At 64.7% G+C, this 19761-nt stretch carries 20 protein-coding genes; 11 read left to right on the forward strand and 9 right to left on the reverse strand.

Annotation, left to right across the window (positions count from 1 at the left end; translation table 11 throughout):
* Positions 1 to 298: 298 nt before the first annotated feature.
* The 4 genes from IVB29_RS16360 to IVB29_RS16375 all read left to right on the forward strand — a co-directional run bounded on the left by IVB29_RS16360 (position 299) and on the right by IVB29_RS16375 (position 4221).
* Entirely contained in the window at positions 299 to 1798 is a 1500-nt protein-coding gene (locus IVB29_RS16360) for a leucyl aminopeptidase (protein WP_247504404.1), read from the forward strand.
* Entirely contained in the window at positions 1795 to 2247 is a 453-nt protein-coding gene (locus IVB29_RS16365; protein WP_247504405.1) for a DNA polymerase III subunit chi, read from the forward strand. The genes IVB29_RS16360 and IVB29_RS16365 overlap by 4 nt, the downstream gene beginning before the upstream one ends.
* A gap of 166 nt (positions 2248 to 2413) precedes the next feature.
* The gene (locus IVB29_RS16370) at positions 2414 to 2908 is read left to right on the forward strand and encodes a hypothetical protein (protein WP_247504406.1); all 495 of its coding nucleotides are present in this window, start codon (positions 2414 to 2416) and stop codon (positions 2906 to 2908) included.
* 320 nt (positions 2909 to 3228) lie between these two features.
* Positions 3229 to 4221 carry an ABC transporter substrate-binding protein gene (locus tag IVB29_RS16375; RefSeq protein WP_247504407.1) on the forward strand — a complete coding sequence of 331 codons (993 nt, stop codon included), beginning with the start codon at positions 3229 to 3231 and terminating at the stop codon, positions 4219 to 4221.
* A 5-nt stretch (positions 4222 to 4226) separates the two neighbouring features.
* Here the strand turns inward: IVB29_RS16375 and IVB29_RS16380 are convergent, their stop codons facing one another.
* From IVB29_RS16380 to IVB29_RS16390, 3 genes are all read right to left on the reverse strand, one after another.
* On the reverse strand, positions 4227 to 6089 hold the full coding sequence (locus IVB29_RS16380) for an ABC-F family ATP-binding cassette domain-containing protein (protein ID WP_247504408.1): 1863 nt from the start codon (positions 6087 to 6089) through the stop codon (positions 4227 to 4229).
* A gap of 46 nt (positions 6090 to 6135) precedes the next feature.
* The gene (locus IVB29_RS16385; protein WP_247504409.1) at positions 6136 to 6309 is read right to left on the reverse strand and encodes a hypothetical protein; all 174 of its coding nucleotides are present in this window, start codon (positions 6307 to 6309) and stop codon (positions 6136 to 6138) included.
* A 224-nt stretch (positions 6310 to 6533) separates the two neighbouring features.
* A complete protein-coding gene (locus IVB29_RS16390; protein ID WP_247504410.1) occupies positions 6534 to 6797 on the reverse strand; it encodes a sulfur globule protein precursor in 264 nt (87 codons plus the stop codon).
* A gap of 313 nt (positions 6798 to 7110) precedes the next feature.
* On the opposite strand from IVB29_RS16390, the gene ndk reads away from it, so the two are divergent.
* Both ndk and IVB29_RS16400 read left to right on the forward strand, forming a co-directional pair.
* Positions 7111 to 7533 carry a nucleoside-diphosphate kinase gene (gene ndk / locus IVB29_RS16395; protein ID WP_247504411.1) on the forward strand — a complete coding sequence of 141 codons (423 nt, stop codon included), beginning with the start codon at positions 7111 to 7113 and terminating at the stop codon, positions 7531 to 7533.
* A 131-nt stretch (positions 7534 to 7664) separates the two neighbouring features.
* A complete protein-coding gene (locus tag IVB29_RS16400) occupies positions 7665 to 8525 on the forward strand; it encodes a TerC family protein (protein WP_247504465.1) in 861 nt (286 codons plus the stop codon).
* Positions 8526 to 8544: 19 nt separating this feature from the next.
* Here the strand turns inward: IVB29_RS16400 and ppx are convergent, their stop codons facing one another.
* The 4 genes from ppx to IVB29_RS16420 form a co-directional block, all read right to left on the reverse strand.
* Positions 8545 to 10047 (reverse strand): exopolyphosphatase, encoded by a 1503-nt coding sequence (ppx, locus tag IVB29_RS16405; protein ID WP_247504412.1) that lies wholly within the window; start codon positions 10045 to 10047, stop codon positions 8545 to 8547.
* Between the two features lie 15 nt (positions 10048 to 10062).
* Positions 10063 to 12255 (reverse strand): RNA degradosome polyphosphate kinase, encoded by a 2193-nt coding sequence (locus IVB29_RS16410; RefSeq protein ID WP_247504466.1) that lies wholly within the window; start codon positions 12253 to 12255, stop codon positions 10063 to 10065.
* A gap of 140 nt (positions 12256 to 12395) precedes the next feature.
* Entirely contained in the window at positions 12396 to 13073 is a 678-nt protein-coding gene (locus IVB29_RS16415) for a DnaA/Hda family protein (RefSeq protein ID WP_247504413.1), read from the reverse strand.
* Between the two features lie 94 nt (positions 13074 to 13167).
* Positions 13168 to 13710: a CDP-alcohol phosphatidyltransferase family protein gene (locus tag IVB29_RS16420; protein ID WP_247504414.1), complete on the reverse strand. Its 543-nt coding sequence runs from the start codon at positions 13708 to 13710 to the stop codon at positions 13168 to 13170.
* A 154-nt stretch (positions 13711 to 13864) separates the two neighbouring features.
* On the opposite strand from IVB29_RS16420, the gene purM reads away from it, so the two are divergent.
* Positions 13865 to 14938 (forward strand): phosphoribosylformylglycinamidine cyclo-ligase, encoded by a 1074-nt coding sequence (purM, locus tag IVB29_RS16425; protein ID WP_247504415.1) that lies wholly within the window; start codon positions 13865 to 13867, stop codon positions 14936 to 14938.
* Complete coding sequence (gene purN, locus IVB29_RS16430) at positions 14938 to 15591, forward strand: phosphoribosylglycinamide formyltransferase (RefSeq protein WP_247504416.1); 654 nt, start codon at positions 14938 to 14940, stop codon at positions 15589 to 15591. The genes purM and purN overlap by 1 nt, the downstream gene beginning before the upstream one ends.
* Before the next feature lie 76 nt (positions 15592 to 15667).
* Here purN and IVB29_RS16435 read toward each other — a convergent pair whose 3' ends face one another.
* Positions 15668 to 15874, reverse strand: coding sequence for a cold-shock protein (locus tag IVB29_RS16435; protein WP_092025880.1), 207 nt, complete (start codon positions 15872 to 15874; stop codon positions 15668 to 15670).
* 371 nt (positions 15875 to 16245) lie between these two features.
* Here IVB29_RS16435 and IVB29_RS16440 point away from each other — a divergent pair, with 371 nt between their 5' ends.
* Positions 16246 to 17394, forward strand: a complete 1149-nt coding sequence (locus IVB29_RS16440; protein ID WP_247504417.1) for an autotransporter outer membrane beta-barrel domain-containing protein — start codon at positions 16246 to 16248, stop codon at positions 17392 to 17394.
* An 18-nt stretch (positions 17395 to 17412) separates the two neighbouring features.
* On the opposite strand, the gene IVB29_RS16445 is transcribed toward IVB29_RS16440, so the two are convergent.
* Positions 17413 to 18453, reverse strand: coding sequence for a LysR family transcriptional regulator (locus tag IVB29_RS16445; RefSeq protein WP_247504418.1), 1041 nt, complete (start codon positions 18451 to 18453; stop codon positions 17413 to 17415).
* Between the two features lie 77 nt (positions 18454 to 18530).
* Here IVB29_RS16445 and IVB29_RS16450 point away from each other — a divergent pair, with 77 nt between their 5' ends.
* Together IVB29_RS16450 and IVB29_RS16455 are read left to right on the forward strand one after the other, a co-directional pair.
* The gene (locus IVB29_RS16450) at positions 18531 to 19142 is read left to right on the forward strand and encodes a hypothetical protein (protein WP_247504419.1); all 612 of its coding nucleotides are present in this window, start codon (positions 18531 to 18533) and stop codon (positions 19140 to 19142) included.
* The gene (locus IVB29_RS16455) at positions 19129 to 19749 is read left to right on the forward strand and encodes a GNAT family N-acetyltransferase (protein ID WP_247504420.1); all 621 of its coding nucleotides are present in this window, start codon (positions 19129 to 19131) and stop codon (positions 19747 to 19749) included. The genes IVB29_RS16450 and IVB29_RS16455 overlap by 14 nt, the downstream gene beginning before the upstream one ends.
* Positions 19750 to 19761: the final 12 nt, after the last annotated feature.

The following is a 19761-nucleotide window of genomic DNA, read 5'->3' on the forward strand; positions in this document are numbered from 1 at the left end:
AGTCTGGCCGTCCGACCAATCCCCCTGACAGGGGATCCCCAAGGTCGGCCAACCACCTCTTCCACCGGCTTACTCTCTCACTACCATCCCTTTGATCCGTCAACAAAATGGCCGCCCCGTGGCACCCTCGCCATATGGTTAATATTTCCCTCGTTGTGGCCTTGTGGCCACGGCGGTGCTTGGCATCTGCGGGGCCGGTGGCCCATAGTGGGGAAAGTCCAGTGAATCGCCGTTCAGCTCCGGCCCGTGGCCGGGACCGCCAAACGGCGAAAAGACAGATGTTTTGAAGGAGTTACTCATGTCCGATGCCATCAAGGTCGGCTTCGTCCCATTTTCATCAGCCGCCCGTGGCATCATGATCGTGTTCTGCGACGACGCTCTCAAGGTCGGTCCGGCGACGGCCAGGGCGCTGGGCGGCGCCACTGATCTGGTGAAGCGGGCGGCCTCCGCCGCCGGCTTCAAAGGTAAAAGCGGCGCGGCCCTCGACATCCTGGCACCGGAGGGGCTGAAGGCCACCCGCCTGGTCGTGATCGGCGCCGGCAAGGCGGCGAGCCTGAAGGCGAACGACTTCCTCAAATTCGGCGGCGTGGCGGCGAGCAAGCTCTCCGCCGGGGCCGCCGCGATGACCATCATGGCGGAACTGCCTGATGGCGCCATGACCAGCGAGCAGGCGGTCGCGATCGCCTCGGGCGTCCGGCTGCGGGTCTACAAGTTCGACCGCTACAAGACGAAAAAGAAGGACGGTGAGGAGGGCGCCTCGCGCGCCGACGTTTCGCTTGCGGTTGGCGACGCCGCTGCCGCCAAGAAGGCGTTCGTCTCGGCCGGCGCGATCGTCGATGGCGTGATCATCGCGCGCGATCTCGTCAACGAGCCGCCGAACGTGCTGTTCCCCGAGGAGTTCGCACGCCGCGCCAGTCAGCTCCGCAAGCTCGGCGTCAAGGTCGAAGTGCTCGACGTCAAGGCGATGGACAAGCTCGGCATGGGCGCGCTGCTCGGCGTCGGCCAGGGCTCGGTGCGGCCGAGCCGCACCGTGATCATGCGATGGGACGGCGGCAAGAAGGGCGAGGCGCCGGTCGCCTTCGTCGGCAAGGGCGTCTGCTTCGACACCGGAGGCATTTCGATCAAGCCGGCCGGCAGCATGGAGGACATGAAGGGCGACATGGGGGGAGCTGCCTGCGTCGTCGGCCTGATGCACGCGCTTGCCGCGCGCAAGGCCAAGGCCAATGTGGTCGGCGCCATCGGCCTCGTCGAGAACATGCCCGACGGCAATGCGCAGCGGCCGGGCGACATCGTCACCTCGATGTCGGGCCAGACCATCGAGATCATCAACACCGATGCCGAAGGCCGCCTCGTGCTGGCCGACGTGCTTTGGTATGTCGCGAAAAAGACCAAGCCGAAATTCATGGTGGATCTGGCGACGCTGACCGGCGCGATCATGGTTGCGCTCGGCACCGACCATGCCGGCATGTTCTCCAACAACGACGAACTTGCCGACCGGCTGCTCGCGGCCGGCATCGAGAGCGGGGAGAAGGTCTGGCGCATGCCGCTCGGCCCCGAATACGACAAGCTGATCGATTCCCAATTCGCCGACATGAAGAACACCGGCGGCCGCCACGGCGGCTCGATCACCGCCGCGCAGTTCCTGCAGCGCTTCGTCGACGGCACGCCCTGGGCCCATCTCGACATCGCCGGCACCGCCATGGGCGCGCCGAAGACCGAAATCAACCAGAGCTGGGCAAGCGGCTATGGCGTCCGTTTGCTCGACCGCCTGGTGGCCGACCATTACGAGCGCAAATGACTGAGGTCCTGTTCTACCATCTGCAAAACATGACGGTGGAGAACGTGTTGCCACCGCTTCTCGAGAAATCGCTCGAGCGCGGCTGGCGCGTCGTGGTGCAGTCGACGTCGGAGGAGCGCGCCGACGCGCTCGACGCGCATCTGTGGACCTATCGCGACGATTCCTTCCTGCCGCATGCGACATGGCGGGTGAACGATGCCGCCGAACAGCCGATCGTGCTGGCGATCGAGGAGGGCAATCCCAACGGCGCCAATGTCCGCTTCCTGGTCGACAGCGCCGCGCTGCCGCAGGACGCGCAGGGCTATGAGCGCATGGTGCTGCTGTTCAACGGCGACGATCCGGACGCGCTGGCCTTGGCCCGAAGCGCCTGGACCGATTGCAAGGCGCGGGGATTTGATGTCACCTATTGGCAGGCCGACGAACGGGGCCGTTGGCAGAAGCGGAATTAGCGGTCTTTCGCAATTAATGATAATTTGCACTTTTCGGGCGATGATGGCTTTGGCCACCTTCGTGCCGCAAAGTGATGTTGGGACAAGCGCTTAGGGCCGATCCTTCACGCGGGGAATTTAGTTTATCGTGCGACATCAAAAGCTTCCCAGCTCGCTCATAGTTGTGTTGGCTGCCGTAGCACCGCTGGTCGCGGGCTGCTCGGGCGGGGCCGATCTGCTGTCCAAGGATACCCAATGGTTCAACACGCCGAGCCGCCTGTTCATCAAAAGCATCTCGATCGAATCGCCGCCGTTGACACCCGACAAGCCCGTGACGGCCGAGGATCTGGTCAGTGCCGACGGCGCCTGTCCCGGCATGACGCCGCCCCCCGGGCCGGCTGACGCCAATGCCTCGACGACGGCGCCGGCCCCCATGGGCGGCACGGTCGCGCTCGGCCACACCGAATGCGACGTGGTGCGCGGCGTCGGCGCCCCCTCGACCGTCAACATCTCCGGCGATGCCGCTGGCCGCCGCGTCGCCGTGGTCACCTGGACCACCGGTCCGCGCGCCGGCATCTACACCTTCACGTCGGGCCGCCTGTCCTCGATCGAAGGCACACCGGAAGCGCCGGTCGTGCCGAAGGCGACCAAGCCGAAGGCTAAGAAGAAGTCGGCGACGTAACACTTTCGTCTTGTCCGCCTTCCGCTCTCGAAGGCTGGTTGCGACTGTTCAACACGATCAGCCGCTCGTGCCGGTACGGATTATCACGCGGCTTTGCGGCCTTTGATTGCGGTGGCTGAGGCATGGACCGTGATCTCACCGGACGCGCTGGCCGGCAGTCGCGCCTGCAGTCGGCGTTTGAGCTCCGCGGCAAATTCTGCGGCCCCGGACATTTCCGATTGAAACGCAGCCATCATCTATCGAACGTTGCGCTTGAACGGTTACACTGACGGCATTCAAGCGGTTGGGGTTGGGGTTGGGGTTGGGGTGGGGGTTGGGGCATGCGGCGGCGCGAATTCATTGCAGGTTTGACAGCGGCGGCTGTGCCGTCGGGAGTACGCGGGCAGCAAGTCAAACAAGCCCGCCGCGCGGGCGTGCTTGTCGGCCTTGCGGCGAATATCGACGTGCCGGTCGCGCGCGCCTTCCTCAGGCCGTTCCGCGAAGCCATGACGCGGGCCGGCTGGATCGAGGACGGCAATGTTCGCATCGACTATCGCTTCGGCGGTGCGCTATCCGATCTGGCCAATACGCGCGCCTCCGCTGCGGAGCTTGTCGCGCTCGCGCCTGAGGTCATCTATGCCCAAGGCCTGCCGGCGACGCTCGCGCTGCGCCAGCAGACCACGACGATTCCCATCGTGTTCACACAGGTGATCGATCCGGTCGGCTTCAAGCTTGCCGACAGCCTCGGACATCCCGGCGGCAACGTGACGGGCTTTGTCACCTGGGATTTCGCGATCGGCGGCAAATGGATGGAGCTGCTGCGCGAGCTTGATCCGAAGCTCGCCCGCGTTGCCATCCTCTTCAATCCGGATACCGCACCCTATGCGCCAGGTCTCGTCGCCGCGGCGAGGGATGCTGCATCGGGAATTGAGGTGGTCGAGATGAGGACGCACAATGACGGCGAGACCGAAGCTCACCTGGAGGTGCTCGGCCGCACGCAGAACAGCAGCCTGCTCGTCATTCCCGAGCCGTTCACCAATGGGCATCGCGACCATATCGTCGCCCAATGCGCCCGCTTTCGCGTGCCCGCGCTGAATTCCGTGCTGGGCGCCGTCGATGGCGGCGCGCTGATGTCTTACACGTTCGTCTGGGATGAACTCGTCAGTGCACCCGTCGACTACATCGATCGCATTCTCAAAGGGGCCTCGCCGCGCGATCTGCCGATCCAGGCGCCCCGCCGTTATGAGCTGGTCGTCAATTTGAAGACGGCCAAGGCGCTAGGCGTCGATGTGCCGCCCGTGCTGCTTGCTCGCGCCGATCGCGTGATCGAGTAGCCAGACTACCCCGCCGCCTCGTCGAACTGCGTGCTCGCCTCGAGCCATTGCTCCTCCGCCCGCGCCAGTGCGTCGGCGGCGTTCGCCCGTGCCTTCGACAGTTGCGCTGCCTGCTTGGGATCGCGTGTAAAGATGTCGGGTAGCGAAAGCGCCGTGTCGATCTTTGCGATGATCTCGCCGACGCGGGCGATCTCGGACTCGGCTTCCGCAATGCGCTTCTTCAGCGGACCGCGATTGTCCGATTTCGGGCGCTGCGGTTTTTCGCTGGCGGCGCTACGCTCGCGCGGGGCGGGTTCCCCGTTGCGCGACGACAGCACCAGACGGCGGTATTCGTCGAGGTCGCCGTCGTAGTTGGTCACGGTGCGGTCGGCAACGATCCAGAGTTGATCGGCGCAGGACTCGATCAGATAGCGGTCGTGCGAAACCATGATGACGGCGCCGGGGAATTCGTTGATGGCTTCGGCAAGTGCTGCGCGGCTGTCGATGTCGAGATGGTTGGTCGGCTCGTCCAGGATGATCATGTTGGGGCCGAAGAAGGTCGCCAGTCCCAGCAAGAGCCGCGCCTTCTCGCCGCCCGATAGTTTTCCGACCTTGGTATCGGCCGCCTTGCCGGAGAAGCCGATCGCACCGGCGCGTGCGCGCACTTTTGCTTCGGGCGCTTCGCCCATCAGCTTGCGGACGTGATCGTAGGTCGAGGCATCCTCGTTCAGCTCGTCGAGCTGATGCTGCGCGAAATAGGCGATCGACAGCTTGTCGGCGCGCGTGACCTTGCCGGAAAACGGCGCGAGGCGGCCCGCGAGCAGTTTCACCAGCGTCGACTTGCCGTTGCCGTTGGAGCCAAGGAGCGCGATGCGGTCGTCATTGTCGACGCGCAGGGTGACGCGGTTGAGCACGGGCGTGTTCGGATCGTAGCCGACCACGACGTTGTCGGCGGCGATGATCGGCGGCGACAGGATTTTCTCCGGCGCAGGAAAGCTGATCTCGCGCACGTCCTGGGTGACCAGCGCCGTGATCGGCTTCAGCCGTTCCAGCATTTTCACGCGAGACTGCGCCTGGCGCGCCTTGGAGGCCTTGGCCTTGAAGCGATCGACGAAAGCTTGCAGCCGGGCGCGTTCAGACTCCTGACGCTTGACCGCTTTGGCATCGAGCATCTCGCGCATGGCGCGCTGCTCCTCGAACGAGGAGTAGGTGCCCTTGTAGAGCGTGAGCTTGCTCCGATCCAGATGCAGGATCTGGTCGACCGAGCTTTCGAGCAGGTCGCGGTCATGGCTGATCACGATCACCGTGCGCGGATAATGCGCAAGGTGATCCTCCAGCCACAGCGTGCCTTCGAGATCGAGATAGTTGGTGGGCTCGTCGAGCAGCAGCAGGTCCGGCGCCGCGAACAGCGTCGCGGCGAGCGCAACGCGCATACGCCAGCCGCCCGAGAATTCGGCGCAGGGACGCAGCTGATCGGTGGCGGAGAAGCCTAGGCCGGACAGGATCGCGGCGGCGCGCGAGGGCGCCGAATGCGCGTCGATGTCGACCAGCCGGGTCTGTATTTCTGCGATCCGGTGGGCATCAGTCGCGGTCTCGGCCTCGGAGAGCAGCGCGTCGCGCTCCAGGTCGGCCTTGAGCACGACCGAGATCAGGCTTTCGGGGCCGTTCGGGGCTTCCTGCGCCAGGCTGCCGACGCGCCAGCGCGGCGGCAGGGTCACCGTGCCGTGTTCGGCCGCGACCTCGCCTCGGATCACCTTGAACAGGGTTGATTTGCCGGTGCCGTTGCGCCCGACCATGCCGACGCGCGATCCGGGCGTGATCTGCACGGAACTCTGGTCAATCAGAAGGCGTCCGGCGAGGCGGATGGAGAGGTCGGTGATGGATAGCATGCGGCCTTGTCACCGCAGGCGCGATCAAACGCAACCCGATTTTTCGTCAGTGCGGGTCGCGCTCGCGTTGCTTCAGCTCGTCAAGGAGATGCTCCAGATGCGTCGGGAGCCGGGGTTCGGGGCGAAGGCTCTGCTGGAGCCGTTCGCCCACGGCATCGCAAATCGAGCGGCTGGTGCGCCGGTCGATCTGCTCGCTGTCATTGGCAGAAAGGCCAGCCATGATGGGGTTCCGTGTTTCGAAGTGAAGACACGGTACCAAGTCCTTGGCCCCCAAAATGGTTTCGCGGAGGGTGGGGGATACCCGGATTCTAGTGAAACTTGTATGAATTCGTCGCGTCCGCCCAAATACGAAGCCCCGGCGCAGGGGGAAACGCCGGGGCTTCACTTGGAAGGTACCCTGGGGGAAGGTACCTCTGGAAGGTATTTGGAAAGGTGCTGTCGGGCTCAGTAGCAGCGGTTGATCATCCGCCAGCGGGGTCCCCAGGGGGTCGGGACCAGCCGGCGCACATAGCAGCCGCCATAGCCGTAGGAGACGACGGGGCCGCGGGCATAAAAGCGCGGGCCGCCCCAGCCGCCGTGGTGGCCCCAGCCACCGCCATGCCAGCCACCGCCGCCGCCACCGTGCCAGTGTGCGGAGGCAGAGGTCGGTGCCAGCGCGGCACCCAGCGCGACCGCAGCGACAGCGGCAAGCGAAAGTTTCCTCAACATGGTGATCTCCTCAAAACTGCCGGCGCGGGGCTATCGCGTCGATGCAAAGGCCGCCGAAACGGTCCGCCTTATCATTTGGCTTCGGTTTCGATAGGTCCGACCTTACGCCGGCGAAGCTGAACCGGACCCTGACGGAGGTTTCAGATTGGGTTCATCTGAGTGAAATTGTTGTAATCCATGCTGGATTCCCCGACCGGCCGCCTGCGGCGAAGCGTCTGTGAGTGCCGTTCCGGCCGTCGCTTGCCGTTCGGCGGCGGCGCCGATATAAGCCCCGCAACTCGTAACAACCGCTTTTCTTCTCAAGGACAAGATTATGGCCATCGAACGCACTTTCTCGATCATCAAGCCCGACGCGACCGCCCGTAACCTGACCGGCGCGGTGAACGCCGTGATCGAGAAGGCGGGCCTGCGCATTGTCGCGCAGAAGCGCATCCGCATGACCAAGGAACAGGCCGAGACCTTCTATGCCGTCCACAAGGCCCGCCCGTTCTTCGGCGAGCTCGTCGAGTTCATGACCTCGGGCCCCGTGGTCGTCCAGGTGCTGGAAGGCGAGGGCGCCGTCGCCAAGTACCGCGACACGATGGGCGCGACCGATCCGTCGAAGGCGGCCGACGGCACCATCCGCAAGCTCTACGCAAAGTCGATCGGCGAGAATTCCGCTCACGGCTCGGACGCAACGGAGACCGCCGCGATCGAGATCGCGCAGTTCTTTGCGGGTAACGAGATCGTCGGCTAGCTGATCAGCCGGACTAAAGCGCGATGAATGTCATCGCGCTTTGGTTTATTGCTTGAGCATGATCTTTTCGGAAAACCGCTTCACACTTTTCCGGATCATGCTTTGATTTCGACGGGGCGAAAGGACGTATGGTGAACTGGCTCTGGCAGGTCTTCGATCCCGCTACGATCGGGGCATTCTTCACCCAGTTCCGCAACGAGATGGCCGAACCGACCTTCTGGATTGCGGTCGGCAAGATCATCTGGATCAACGTCCTTCTCTCTGGCGACAACGCGTTGGTGATTGCGCTGGCCTGCCGCGGCCTCAAGCCGCGGCACCGGCTGTGGGGCATGATCCTGGGCGCCGGTGCGGCGGTGCTGCTGCGAATTATCTTCACGGGCATCGTCGCGAGCCTGATGGAGCTGCCGTATCTCAAGCTTGTCGGTGGTCTCGCGCTGATCGTGATCGCGGCCAAGTTGCTGGTGCCGGAACAGGAGGACGAGGACGGCGTCGAGTCCGCCTCCCATCTGTGGCAGGCGGTGCAGATCGTCGTCGTCGCCGACATCGTCATGAGCCTGGACAACGTCATCGCGGTTGCGGCTGCGGCCAATGGCAGCGTACCGCTGCTGGTGCTCGGCCTCGCCATCAGCGTTCCCCTGATCGTCGCCGGTGCGGCGCTGATCATGGCTGTGCTGACAAAGCTGCCGGTCCTTGTATGGGCTGGTGCGGCGCTGCTCGGCTGGATCGCGGGCGAGGTGATCGCGACCGATCCCGCCATCGCGCCGAAGCTGCACACGCTGTTCGACGGCCCTTTCGGCGTCTCGCTGGACGGCATGCTCGGCGCCTTGCGCATCCCGCCGCAGTTCGGTCATGGCGGCGGAGGCGGCGAATATCTCTGCGCAGCCCTCGGCGTCGTCGTCGTGCTGGCGGTCGGCTCGATCTGGCGTCGGCGCAGCCTCAGCAAGGCCGCGATCGAATCCTCCGAGCGCCACGCCAAGGCGTCTGCAGAGTAAGACTTCGGCGAAGTAATTTTTAGCGGCGCACGATCGAGCCGGCACGGCTGACCAGACGTGCGAGCTGCTTGAAGCGGCTGCCGACGCGGTCGGCGACGAGGTCGCCGAGCCGGTGCTCGAACACCAGCATCAGATTGCGGGCCTGGCTGCGGAAATGCGTGGCTGGCAGCACGCCCGGCCGCGCTGCCGAAATCAGATGGGCGACGCGGAATGCGGCGCCCAGCAGGCGGGCGCGTTCGAGCTGGGCCGGCGTCAGCAGCTCCTGCATCGTGACCGGCGGCTGGTTTTCTTCGCTCAGGCCCGCATAGCGATAGAACACGGACAGGCCGACAAAGGCACGCTCGGTGTGGGTGATCGCGCCGAAATTGCCGTTGACGACGAGGCTCAGCGTCTGCTCGCCGCGGTGATCGGGATGGACGCGCCAGCCGATGTCGGAGAGCAAGCACGCGGCGTGGCGCAGCCGGCGGTCCTCGGCGGTCTCGCGCAGCTTCACGACGCGGGCGAGGCGGTCGGTCCAGGCGATCAGCTCGCGGGCATGCTTGGCCGAGCGCGACAGCAACTGGTTCAGCTCCTCGGCCGCGCAGAACAGCCCGTCCTTGTTGCGCTCGGATTCCGATAGCTTCTCATGCAACAGGCCTTCGCGCACGCCGAAGGTCGAGAACACAATGGTCTTCGGCTTCGCGACCCGGATAATGTGCTCGAGCACCAGCGCCGCATAGGTGAGGAGCGGGCGGCGCGCGTCGGCGACGATTTCGATGTCGGCGAGCATGTCGACGGCCGCAAGCCGGCGCAGGCGACGCGAAAAGTCGAGCGCTTCGGCGGCCGAAATCGAATAGCCGTGCATCACCTGGAGCGGATAGCCGCTCTGGATGATGTGGATGCGCGCCAGCGCGCGCCAAGTGCCGCCGACGGCGTAGAAGGTGCGGCCGCGCCCCGCGGTGAGCAGCTGGACCTCGTCGACCTCCTCGCGCACGATGCGGTCGGCGCGCTTGAGCGATTTGTGCGCGAGGTCCTGGAGCGCGAGGCCGCCGAGCGGCAGCGTCACGCCGCTGCGCACGGTGTTCTTGCGTACGTCGATCAGTTCGAGCGAGCCACCGCCGAGGTCGCCGACGATGCCGTCGGGTTGGTGGATGCCTGAGATCACGCCGAGCGCCGACAGCCGCGCCTCGCGCGGGCCCGACAGGATCTCGATCTTCACGGCGCAGATGCGCTCGGCCTTGGCGATGAAGTCGGGGCCGTTGGATGCGTCGCGGCAGGCCGCAGTCGCGATTGCGAACACACGCCCGACCTGCATAACCCGGCACAGCGCGCGAAAACGCCTGAGCGAGGTCAGCGCCTTGTCGACGGCGTCGGGCGCGAGCAGGCCCGTGCTCTGCACCTCGCGCCCGAGGCCGCACAGCGTCTTCTCGTTGAAGATCGGAATGAGGCTCCGCGTCAGTCCCTCGTAAACGACGAGACGGACCGAGTTGGAGCCGATGTCGATGACCGCGACGCTGGAGCCGCGCTTGCGCGGCCGCGTCACGTCAGAAATCCCGGGTCAGGATTGATGACGTTCATTCCGGCGCGTGAGACGACGCGGCGAGGATTCCTTGAGCGACTTTCCACGGCCAGACAGACTCGGATTTGTCATGAAGTAGTTGTGGACGTTGAAAGGCTCCTCGCCTTTCGCGGTCTTCATACGCGTTGAGGACCCGTCCGGCAACAATTGCCAGCTCTGCTCATTGTCCTTCAGGTTCGCGACCATGATCTGTTCGAGAACCTGCTGATGCACCGTGGGATTTTGCAGCGGACACAGCACCTCGACGCGGCGGTCGAGGTTGCGCGGCATCATGTCGGCCGAGGAGATATACACAGCCGCTTTCGCGCTCGGCAGGCCCTGGCCCATGCCGAAGCAGTAGATTCGGCCGTGTTCCAGAAAGCGGCCGATGATCGACTTGACGCGGATGTTCTCCGACAGGCCGGGAATGCCGGGCCGGAGGCAGCAGATGCCGCGCACTACGAGCTCGACCTGCACGCCGGCCTGCGAGGCCTCGTAAAGCGCGTCGATGATATCAGGGTCGACCAGCGCGTTCATCTTCATCCAGACCGCGCCGGTGCGGCCGTGCCGCGCATGCGCGGTCTCGCCCTGGATGTGCTCGATGATGCGCTTGCGCAACGTCAGCGGCGACACCGCCATCTTTTCCAGATCGCTCGGCGCGGCATAGCCGGTAATGAAGTTGAACACGCGCGCAGCGTCGCGGCCGATGGTCGGATCCGAGGTGAAGTAGGAGAGGTCGGTGTAGATGCGTGCGGTGACCGGATGATAATTGCCGGTGCCGGTGTGGACGTAGGTCGTGAGGCTGCCGCCTTCACGGCGCACCACCATCGAGAGTTTTGCATGCGTCTTCAGCTCGAGGAAGCCGTAGACGACCTGCACGCCGGCGCGCTCCAGGTCGCGCGCCCAACGGATGTTGGCCTCCTCGTCGAAGCGCGCCTTCAGCTCGATCAGCGCGGTGACGGATTTGCCGGCTTCGGCGGCTTCCACGAGCGCGCGCACGATCGGCGAGTTGCTGGAGGTGCGGTAGAGCGTCTGCTTGATCGCGACGACGTCGGGGTCGCGCGTTGCCTGCTGGAGGAACTGCACCACCACGTCGAAGGACTCATAGGGGTGATGGACGACAAGATCTTTCTGCCGGATCGCAGCGAAGATGTCGCCGCCTTGCTCGCGCACGCGCTCGGGATGGCGCGGTACGTAAGGGGTGAATTCGAGGTCGGGCCGGTCGAGGCGGGTGAGTTGCGAGAGCTCGTTCATGGCGAGCACGCCGTCGACCAGGAACACCTCGTCGTCGGCGGTCGACAGCGCGTGCTGCACGAAGCTGCGCAGCTGCTCCGGCATCTTGGCGTCGATCTCGAGCCGGATCACCGAGCCGCGGCGGCGGCGCTTCAGCGCAGTCTCGAACAGGCGGACGAGATCTTCGGCCTCTTCCTCGATTTCGAGCTCGGAGTCGCGGATGACGCGGAAGGCGCCCTGGCCGTGGAGATTGTAGCCGGGAAACAGGCGGCTGATGAACAGGCCGGTCGCCTGTTCCAGCGAGATCAGCCGGACGACCTTGCCCTCGGTCGGCAACCGGATGAAGCGGTCGATCTTGCCGGGCATGCGGATCAGCGCGTTCATCTGCTTGCCGTCGGCGGCACGCGTGAGCTGGAGCGCGATGGTGAAGCCGAGGCTCGGGATGAACGGGAACGGGTGGGCGGGATCGATCGCCAGCGGCGTCAGCAGCGGGAACACGTTGTTGAGGAAGTAGTCCTCGATCCAGGTTCGCTCCGCCTTGGTGACGTCCTTGCCGTCGACCAGCGCGATGCCGACGCCGGCGAGCGTGCCGCGCAGGTCGGCCCAGATCGCCTGCTGGTCGGAGGCAAGCTCCGAGACGGTGTGGTTGATCAGGATGAGCTGCTCGGATGGCGTCAGGCCATCGGGACTGCGCTCGGCAATGCCCTCGCGCACCTGGGCCTTGATGCCGGCGACGCGGACCATGAAGAACTCGTCGAGGTTATTCGCGGAAATCGACAGGAATCGCACCCGCTCCAGCACGGGATGGTTGGGATTGACCGATTCCTCCAGGACGCGGCGGTTGAAATGCAGCCAGGACAGCTCGCGATTGATGAATCGCTCCGGGCTCGAAGCGATCGCCGGCAGGCCCTCGGTCTCCGTGGCTTTTTCTTTAGTTTCAACAGCTTGCACGGAGTCCATGAGAAGTCGATCCATCCAGTTCGCCCCAATTGCGGCTTACGCGCAAAATCGGCGGGAGCATGTGTTAGTGCGATGACGTTTCGATGACATTGATGTTCCGCTGGCGCGCCGCGTCAAGCGGCCTTGCGAAAGCGTCCCGGTCAGGCGTCCCGGAGCAGCTCGGCGGCCAGCGCCCTTGTGACGGGGCGGCCGAGGCGCAGGGCCTCGCTGTCGAGCAATTCCACAGCCTGCCGGGCGGCTGCCGAGGACCGCTCCAGGCGGGTGGCGAGATAGCTGACCACGGTCTCGTCGACGCTGAGCTGGCGGTCGGCGCAGAATTTGACAATCAGGCCCCGGAGCAGCTGGTCGTCGGGCTGCTGAAGCAAGACCACGGGCAAGGCTCGAAGACGCGAGCGCAGATCGCGCAGGTCGATGTCGAGCGCGGCTGGAATTTCACGACCCGTGAACAGCAGGTAGGCGCCGTCCTCGCGCGCGAGGTTCATCAGGTGGAACAGGGCCCGCTCGTCGAACTCCTTCGCCCTGAGATCCTCGACCACCAGTGCGCCGGTCGCGAGCGCACCCGGGACTGCTTCGGCAGTCAGCCCATTGGCCGCAGTCGAGCGGGCGCCGGCCTCGTCGGCCCAGATCGCGGCGAGATGGCTCTTGCCGCTGCCTTCGGGCCCGGCCAGCCACATGATCCGGTTCGGCCATTCCGGCCACGCGTCGACGAGGGCAAGACCGGCGGCATTGGCAGGGCCTTCGAGGAAATTGTCCCGGCTGAGGCTCTCCGCATGCGGAAGCGAGAACGCCAATTGTCGGGGATGAACGCGGCCTGCCACGGCTTGCTTTGCTCCGTGCCGGCGAGCCGGCTTGGTTTGAAGAGACTCGACTTCATCGAGCGGGAGTTGGCCTTTTGCGGGGCCGCATCCCGGCTCATTTGGCGTCAATCGTGCTCATGTGACGCAGCCACTCGACGAGATAGAGCGAGACGGACGAGAGCGTGAAGACCGTAACCAGGCCCATCAGGATTATATCATAGGGACCGGCCTTGAAGCCGAAGGCAAGCGCGGCCAGCACCAACGCAGCGTAGGCGACCTGGGCCGCTGTGTTTAGCTTGGATACTTTCGACGGTTTCATCTCGACGGGCTTGTCGAACAGCCAGGATACGATCACCGCGGTGACGATCATGATGTCGCGCGACACCACCAGGATCACGATCCAGCGCGGGATATCGCCCCAGATGCCGAGCGCGAGGTAGATCGACACCAGCAGCGCCTTGTCGGCCAGCGGGTCGAGCAGGGCGCCGAGCTCGCTCGTCATGTTGAACCGCTTGGCCAGGAAGCCGTCGACGGCGTCGCTGATGCCGGCGATCAGGAAGAGGGCGAACGCCACCTCCATTTGGCTCGACACGATGGCCCAGACGATGATCGGGACCAGCAGGATGCGGCCCAGGGTAATGATATTCGGAATACTCACGCGGCGCTTCCCGGCACCCGGCCTGACCTCGAATCCGGCCCCTTCGGAGGCTGAACCGGTTGATATCTACATAGTATAGGGCGGGGCGCCATGCGAGCCATTGCGCGTCCCCGGAATTCGACGTAACCAGCCGCAAACCCACTGGAAATCGGGCATGACCGACCGCAAAAACGGCCTCACTTACGCCGATTCAGGCGTCGATATCGACGCGGGCAACCGCCTTGTCGACCTGATCAAGCCGATGGTGCGCGCCACCGCGCGCCCCGGCGCCGACGCCGAGATCGGCGGCTTTGGCGGCCTGTTCGACCTCAAGGCGGCCGGTTTCAAGGACCCCATCCTGGTCGCCGCCACCGACGGCGTCGGAACCAAGCTCAAGATCGCGATCGAGACCGGCCTGCATGGCGGGATCGGCATCGACCTCGTCGCCATGAGTGTCAACGACCTCGTGGTGCAGGGCGCCGAGCCGCTGTTCTTCCTGGACTATTTCGCTTGTGGCAAGCTCGACCCGGAGGCCACGGCTTCGATCGTCGCCGGTGTCGCCGAAGGCTGCCGGGAATCCGGCTGCGCCCTGATCGGCGGCGAGACCGCCGAAATGCCCGGCCTCTACAAGGACGGCGATTACGACCTCGGCGGCTTCGCTGTGGGCGCCGCGGAACGGGGCACGCTGTTGCCGCGCAAGGACATCGCCGCGGGCGACGCCGTGATCGGCCTCGCCTCGTCCGGCGTGCATTCCAACGGCTTCTCGCTGGTGCGCAAGATCGTCGAGCAATCCGGCCTCGGTTTCGAGGCGCAGGCGCCGTTCGCCCCCGTGATGACCCTTGGCGGCGCGTTGCTGACGCCAACCAAGCTCTACGTCAAATCCTGTCTGCGTGCGATCCGGGAGACCGGCGCGGTGAAGGGGCTCGCCCACATCACCGGCGGCGGGTTTACCGACAACATTCCGCGCGTGCTGCCGCCGCATCTCGGCGTCGGCATCGACCTCGCGCGTCTGCCGGTGCTGCCGGTGTTCAAATGGCTGGCGGCGCAGGCAGGCATTGCCGAACTCGAAATGCTGCGCACCTTCAACTGCGGCATCGGCATGATTGCGATCGTCGAGCCGGACAAGGTCGACGAGGTCGTGCGGGTCTTCACCGAAGCGGGCGAGACCGTGGCGCAGCTCGGCACCGTGATCCCGGCCGAGGGCGAGCATCGCGTCGTCTATAACGGCCATCTCGATCTGGCACTGTGATGAAGCGCCGCGTCGCCATCCTGATTTCCGGCCGCGGTTCCAACATGTCCGCGCTGATCAGGGCCGCCAGCGCTGCGGATTTTCCGGCGGAGATCTCGCTCGTCATTTCGAACAAGGCCGATGCGCTTGGGCTCGAACGGGCCAGGGCGAGCGGCGTGAACACGCTCGTGATCGAGAGCAAGCCGTTCGGCAAGGACCGCGCCGGCTTCGAGAAAGTGCTCCAGGCAGCGCTCGACCAGCATGGCATCGAGCTGATTTGCCTCGGCGGCTTCATGCGGCTGTTCACGGCGGAGTTCACCAAGGCCTGGTACGGGCGGATGCTGAACATCCATCCCTCGCTGCTGCCGTCGTTCCCCGGCCTCGACCCGCATGGCCAGGCTTTGCGCGCCGGTGTCAAACTGTCTGGCGCGACGGTGCACTTCGTGATCCCGGAGACCGATGCCGGTCCGATCGTGATGCAGGGCGCGGTGCCTGTCGGCGACAACGACACGGGGGAGACGTTGTCGGAGCGCATCCTTGAAGTCGAGCACCGCATCTATCCCGAAGCGCTGCGGCTGCTCGCGACCGGCAAGGTCCGGATTGAGGGTGATGTCTGCAAGACGGCGGGAAGCGGGCCGTCGGAGAATTTTCTGATTGCGCCGATGGCGAACTGAAGCGCCGCCCAAAACAAAATCCCCCGGCAGAGCCGGGGGCAAGGTCACGATCTCTCGTGCGTAGCTTTGAGAGAAATCAGGAGACCTTGAGGTTCTCCGCGGATGCTTTGCCGCGGTTCTCCACGAGGTCGTATTCGACCGCCTGGTTTTCATTGAGGGTCGAAAGTCCGGCGCGCTCGACGGCGGAGATGTGGACGAATACGTCCTTATCGCTGCCGTTCGGCTTGATGAACCCATAGCCCTTGGTCGGGTTGAACCATTTGACGGTGCCCTTTTGCGACATCCTCAGTCTCCTCCGCTAGATACAAAAACGACGCGGCCGCTTTTCGCGCGCCACGCCACAAACGGGCTTCCGGAAGTCTGTTCGAGTCTCATCGTCGCGAAACGCACAGCCGAGCGGCCAATTCCGATTGTGTCCAATATTGCAACATGAAAATCGCGCGTTAGCAAGCCGCACGCGGATTTCAAGACCGGGGCGGGTGTTGCCGCCTGCAATTTGCGACCTGTGGCATCGGAACCACAATCGAGGGCAATAGCCTCGGCCATGGCGCGCCAACCGTTGACCCTCCGTGGCAGTTCGGCACAAATCGCCGCATGCGCCGCAGATCGTGTTGCATTTTTGCGCGCCGCCACTTTGCTTTGGGATTCATCGTCATGCGCTGCGCCTCGCGGTCCTCCGGGACACGGCAGACGATCGGGCCGGACCGCGTCCGCCGGATCGCGGCTGCAATCGCGTTTGCGCTCGTCGTGATGCTGTCGGCGACATCAAGCTTCGCGCAAAGTCCGACGCCCACGCCGACCCCGACGCCGACCGCATCACCGACCCCAGTCCCGACGCCCACCTCGACCAATTACGACCAATCGGCCGGCAACACCGCGCTCAATCTCGGCTCAAATTTCCTGGAGCGGCTCGGAAATCAGGCCTCCGGCGGCGTCAACCGGGCGTTCCGTACCAATCCCGGCGGCGGCGGAGCATCGGCCAGCACGGAAGATCCGCGCTACCGCACCTGGTTCGAGGGCTACGGCATTTCGGTGCGGACCGATGCGCAGGGCGATTTCGTCGGCGACAAGCGCAAGACGGTAGGCGGCGTCGCCGGTTTCGGCGCGCGGGTCGCGCCCGGCGTCAATCTCGGCTTCTCGGTCGACCAGAGCCACACCGACATCGACGTGCCGTTGGCGCTCCAGTCGGCGACACTCGACCTGACGCAAATCGGCTTCAACGGCTCGGTCGACAAGGGTCCATGGACCTGGGCGTTCGCGGTGGTCCACGGTTTTGGAAAAGTCCATTCCAGCCGGGATACCGGCTTTGGCCTTGCCACCGCGGGCTATCGCGCCGCCGTCGATGGCGCGCTGACCGAGATCAGCTATTACTGGACCAAGGACCAGATGCGCGTCGTGCCCAAGGGCGCGCTCGAATATGTCCGCGCGACCAGCGTGGCGTTCCAGGAGGCGGGAGGGCTCGATCCGCTCAACGTGGGCTCCACCGCGCTCTCTCGTGCGCGCGTCATGATCGGCGCGGAGATCGGGCGTTACTTCATCTTCGACCAGAAGATCCTGGACCTGTCGGCCTACGGCAAGTTCGTGGACAATTTTTACCAGAATTTGGGATCGGTGCAGGTCAGCCTGGGGACGCAGAGCATCGTCGTCCCCGGCATCGGCGAGAGCCGTTACGGCATGGATGCCGGAGCCTCGGCCTCGCTCAGCCTGACCAACACCGCGCGGCTCTACATCAATTACGACGGCAAGTTCCGCAACGAGCTGACGTCGCACCAGGGCACGGTCGGCTTCGAATACAGGTGGTAGGACGCTGATCGTTCGAGCTTACGCCGGTGTTGCCGCGACATAACCCGTCAATCCAAAGCCCTCGCGCGCAGCCGTCATCATCGGCACCAGCGCATTCGGATGAATGAACTCGTCGCGGAAGCAGGGATGGGTCTTGGGATCGAAGATCTTCTTCAGCCAGTCGACCACGATCTTGTGGCGTTCGGAGTCGCGGAATTCCTTGTGGTAGGTGAGCCAGAGATCGGCATGGTGGCTGACGCCGAGATCGACGGCAACGAGCGGCGCGCCGAGCGCGATCGACACGGTCGGCAGGAAGCCGATGCCGGCGCCGCGCTCCACCGCGTAGAGCACGCCGACCGAGGAGTTGGTCTTGATCCCGACGATGCCTTCGAGCGATTTCAGCCCGAGCACGCGGGCATAGGCGCTGTCGTCGACCTGCGGCGCGCTCTGCTTGATGATGCGGTGGTTCGGCAAGTCCGCGAGCGCCGCCGGCACGCCGTAGAGGTTCTCGTACTCCTTGGAGACGAAGGGGTAGATGTGCAGGCGGCCGAGCTTGGCGACGATCAGATCGGGATTGGTCGGTGGCTCGAGCTGGATCGCGATGTCCGACTCCAGGCGCGCGACGTCGGCCTGCTCCATCGCGCAACGCAGATCGACTGTGATCTTGCGATAGGTCTTCTGGAAATCGATCAGCCGCGGCAGGATCCAGAAATTGCCGGGGCCTTCGGTCACTGCGACGCGCACCGTGCCCGAGGTGTCGTTCGACGCGCGCGAGGCGCGGCGGAACACGTTGAAGGCGTGACGCTCCATATGCGTGACGTCGGCGATCATCCCGGTGCCTTCATCGCTCAGCGTGAGCCCGCTCTGGTCGCGCAGGAACAGTTTGCAGCCGATGCTCTCTTCGAGCCGGTCGATCCTGCGCATCAACGTGGTGGAGGTGAGCCCGAGCTCCTCGGCGGCGTTGCGGAAACTTTTATATTTTGCGCAAGCTAAAAATAGTTTCAAATCGTCCCAGGACGCGTCCAGGGCTTCTTCACGGTGCTGCATCATCGCAGCACCCCGGTGCAATAACTGCTGCATACTCCTGATCCCCAGCCGCTAAGCTCATCCTCATAGCGGGGTACGAAAGCCGCGAACGATAGAGGGGCGAAGTTGGTATGGAAAGGGGCTCGTTTGCCGCAAGGCATGATTTCGACGCGCTGCCGCCCAGTCCGGACATCGACGTCCGCTGTGCGCAATTTTCCGAAATTGCGGCGCTTTCCGAAATGGCGCAGCGGCTGGTGCCGGGCGTACAGATCGGCGCGGCCGAGCTTGCCAGATACTTCACGTTCGATCCCCAGAGCATCCTGACCTTCAGCCGGCAGGGCCATCTCGTCGGCGGCATGGCGTTCCTGTTTCTCAGCGAGCGCGGCCACGATGCGCTGCTGCTCGACGAGATCTGCCTCACCGCGCCCGAGATGCATTATCTTGCGTCCCCGCAGGAGGACGTTGCTGCCATCTACATCTGGGCGATCGCGGCAACCGGGCGCGGCGTCGCCGGTCTCGGCAAGGCCGCGGCTCATCTGCGACAGTTAAGATTTCGCGGCGCCGATTGCTATGCGCAGCCGTCAACCGTGGCCGGACGAGAGATCATGAGAGCGACCGGCTTTGCGCCTGTCCCGAGCTTCCAGCCCGACCTCTGGTGTTACGAGCGCCCCTGGCACCGGCAGCCGATGCTCAAGCCGGGCGCGGTCATCCAAGCAAGGAGTTTTGCAGATGCACGGCACTAGGATTCCCCTCGCCAAGCCCGACTCCCGCGCCATCACCATCCGCCTCGCGCGCGACCCCAGCGATCTCATGCTGGTCACCGCCATTCGCGCCGCGGTCTATCTTGCCGAGCAGGATTGTCCGTTCGACGAGGAGTTCGACGGCAACGACATGGTCGCTGCCCATTTCATCGGCTATGTCGGCAACGAGCCCGCGGGCTGCCTGCGGGTGCGCTTCTTCGGCGATTTCGCCAAGGTGGAGCGGCTCGCGGTGCGGCACCAATACCGGCGCTCGCGCGTTTCGTTCAAGCTGGTGCAGGCGAGCGTCGACTACGTGAAGCGCAAGGGCTTTCGCAAGATCTACGGCCAGGCGCAGGACCGGCTGGTCGATTTCTGGGCCCATTTCGGCGCCAAGCCGCTCGGCCACAATCGCAAGATCACCTTCTCGGATTTCTCCTATACGGAGATGCTGCTGGAGATCGAGCCGGGGCCGGACGCCATCACGCTCGACAGCGATCCCTATGTGATCATCCGTCCCGAGGGCGATTGGGACCGGCCTGGTGTGCTCGACGCATCGGCGGGGCGCGCGGTGACCTCGCCGCTGCGGGGCCTCGCAGTCGCCGATCGCTGAAACTGTTGCAGC

Origin of the sequence: Bradyrhizobium sp. 1, from assembly GCF_023073315.1 — a bacterium.
Lineage (GTDB): Bacteria > Pseudomonadota > Alphaproteobacteria > Rhizobiales > Xanthobacteraceae > Bradyrhizobium.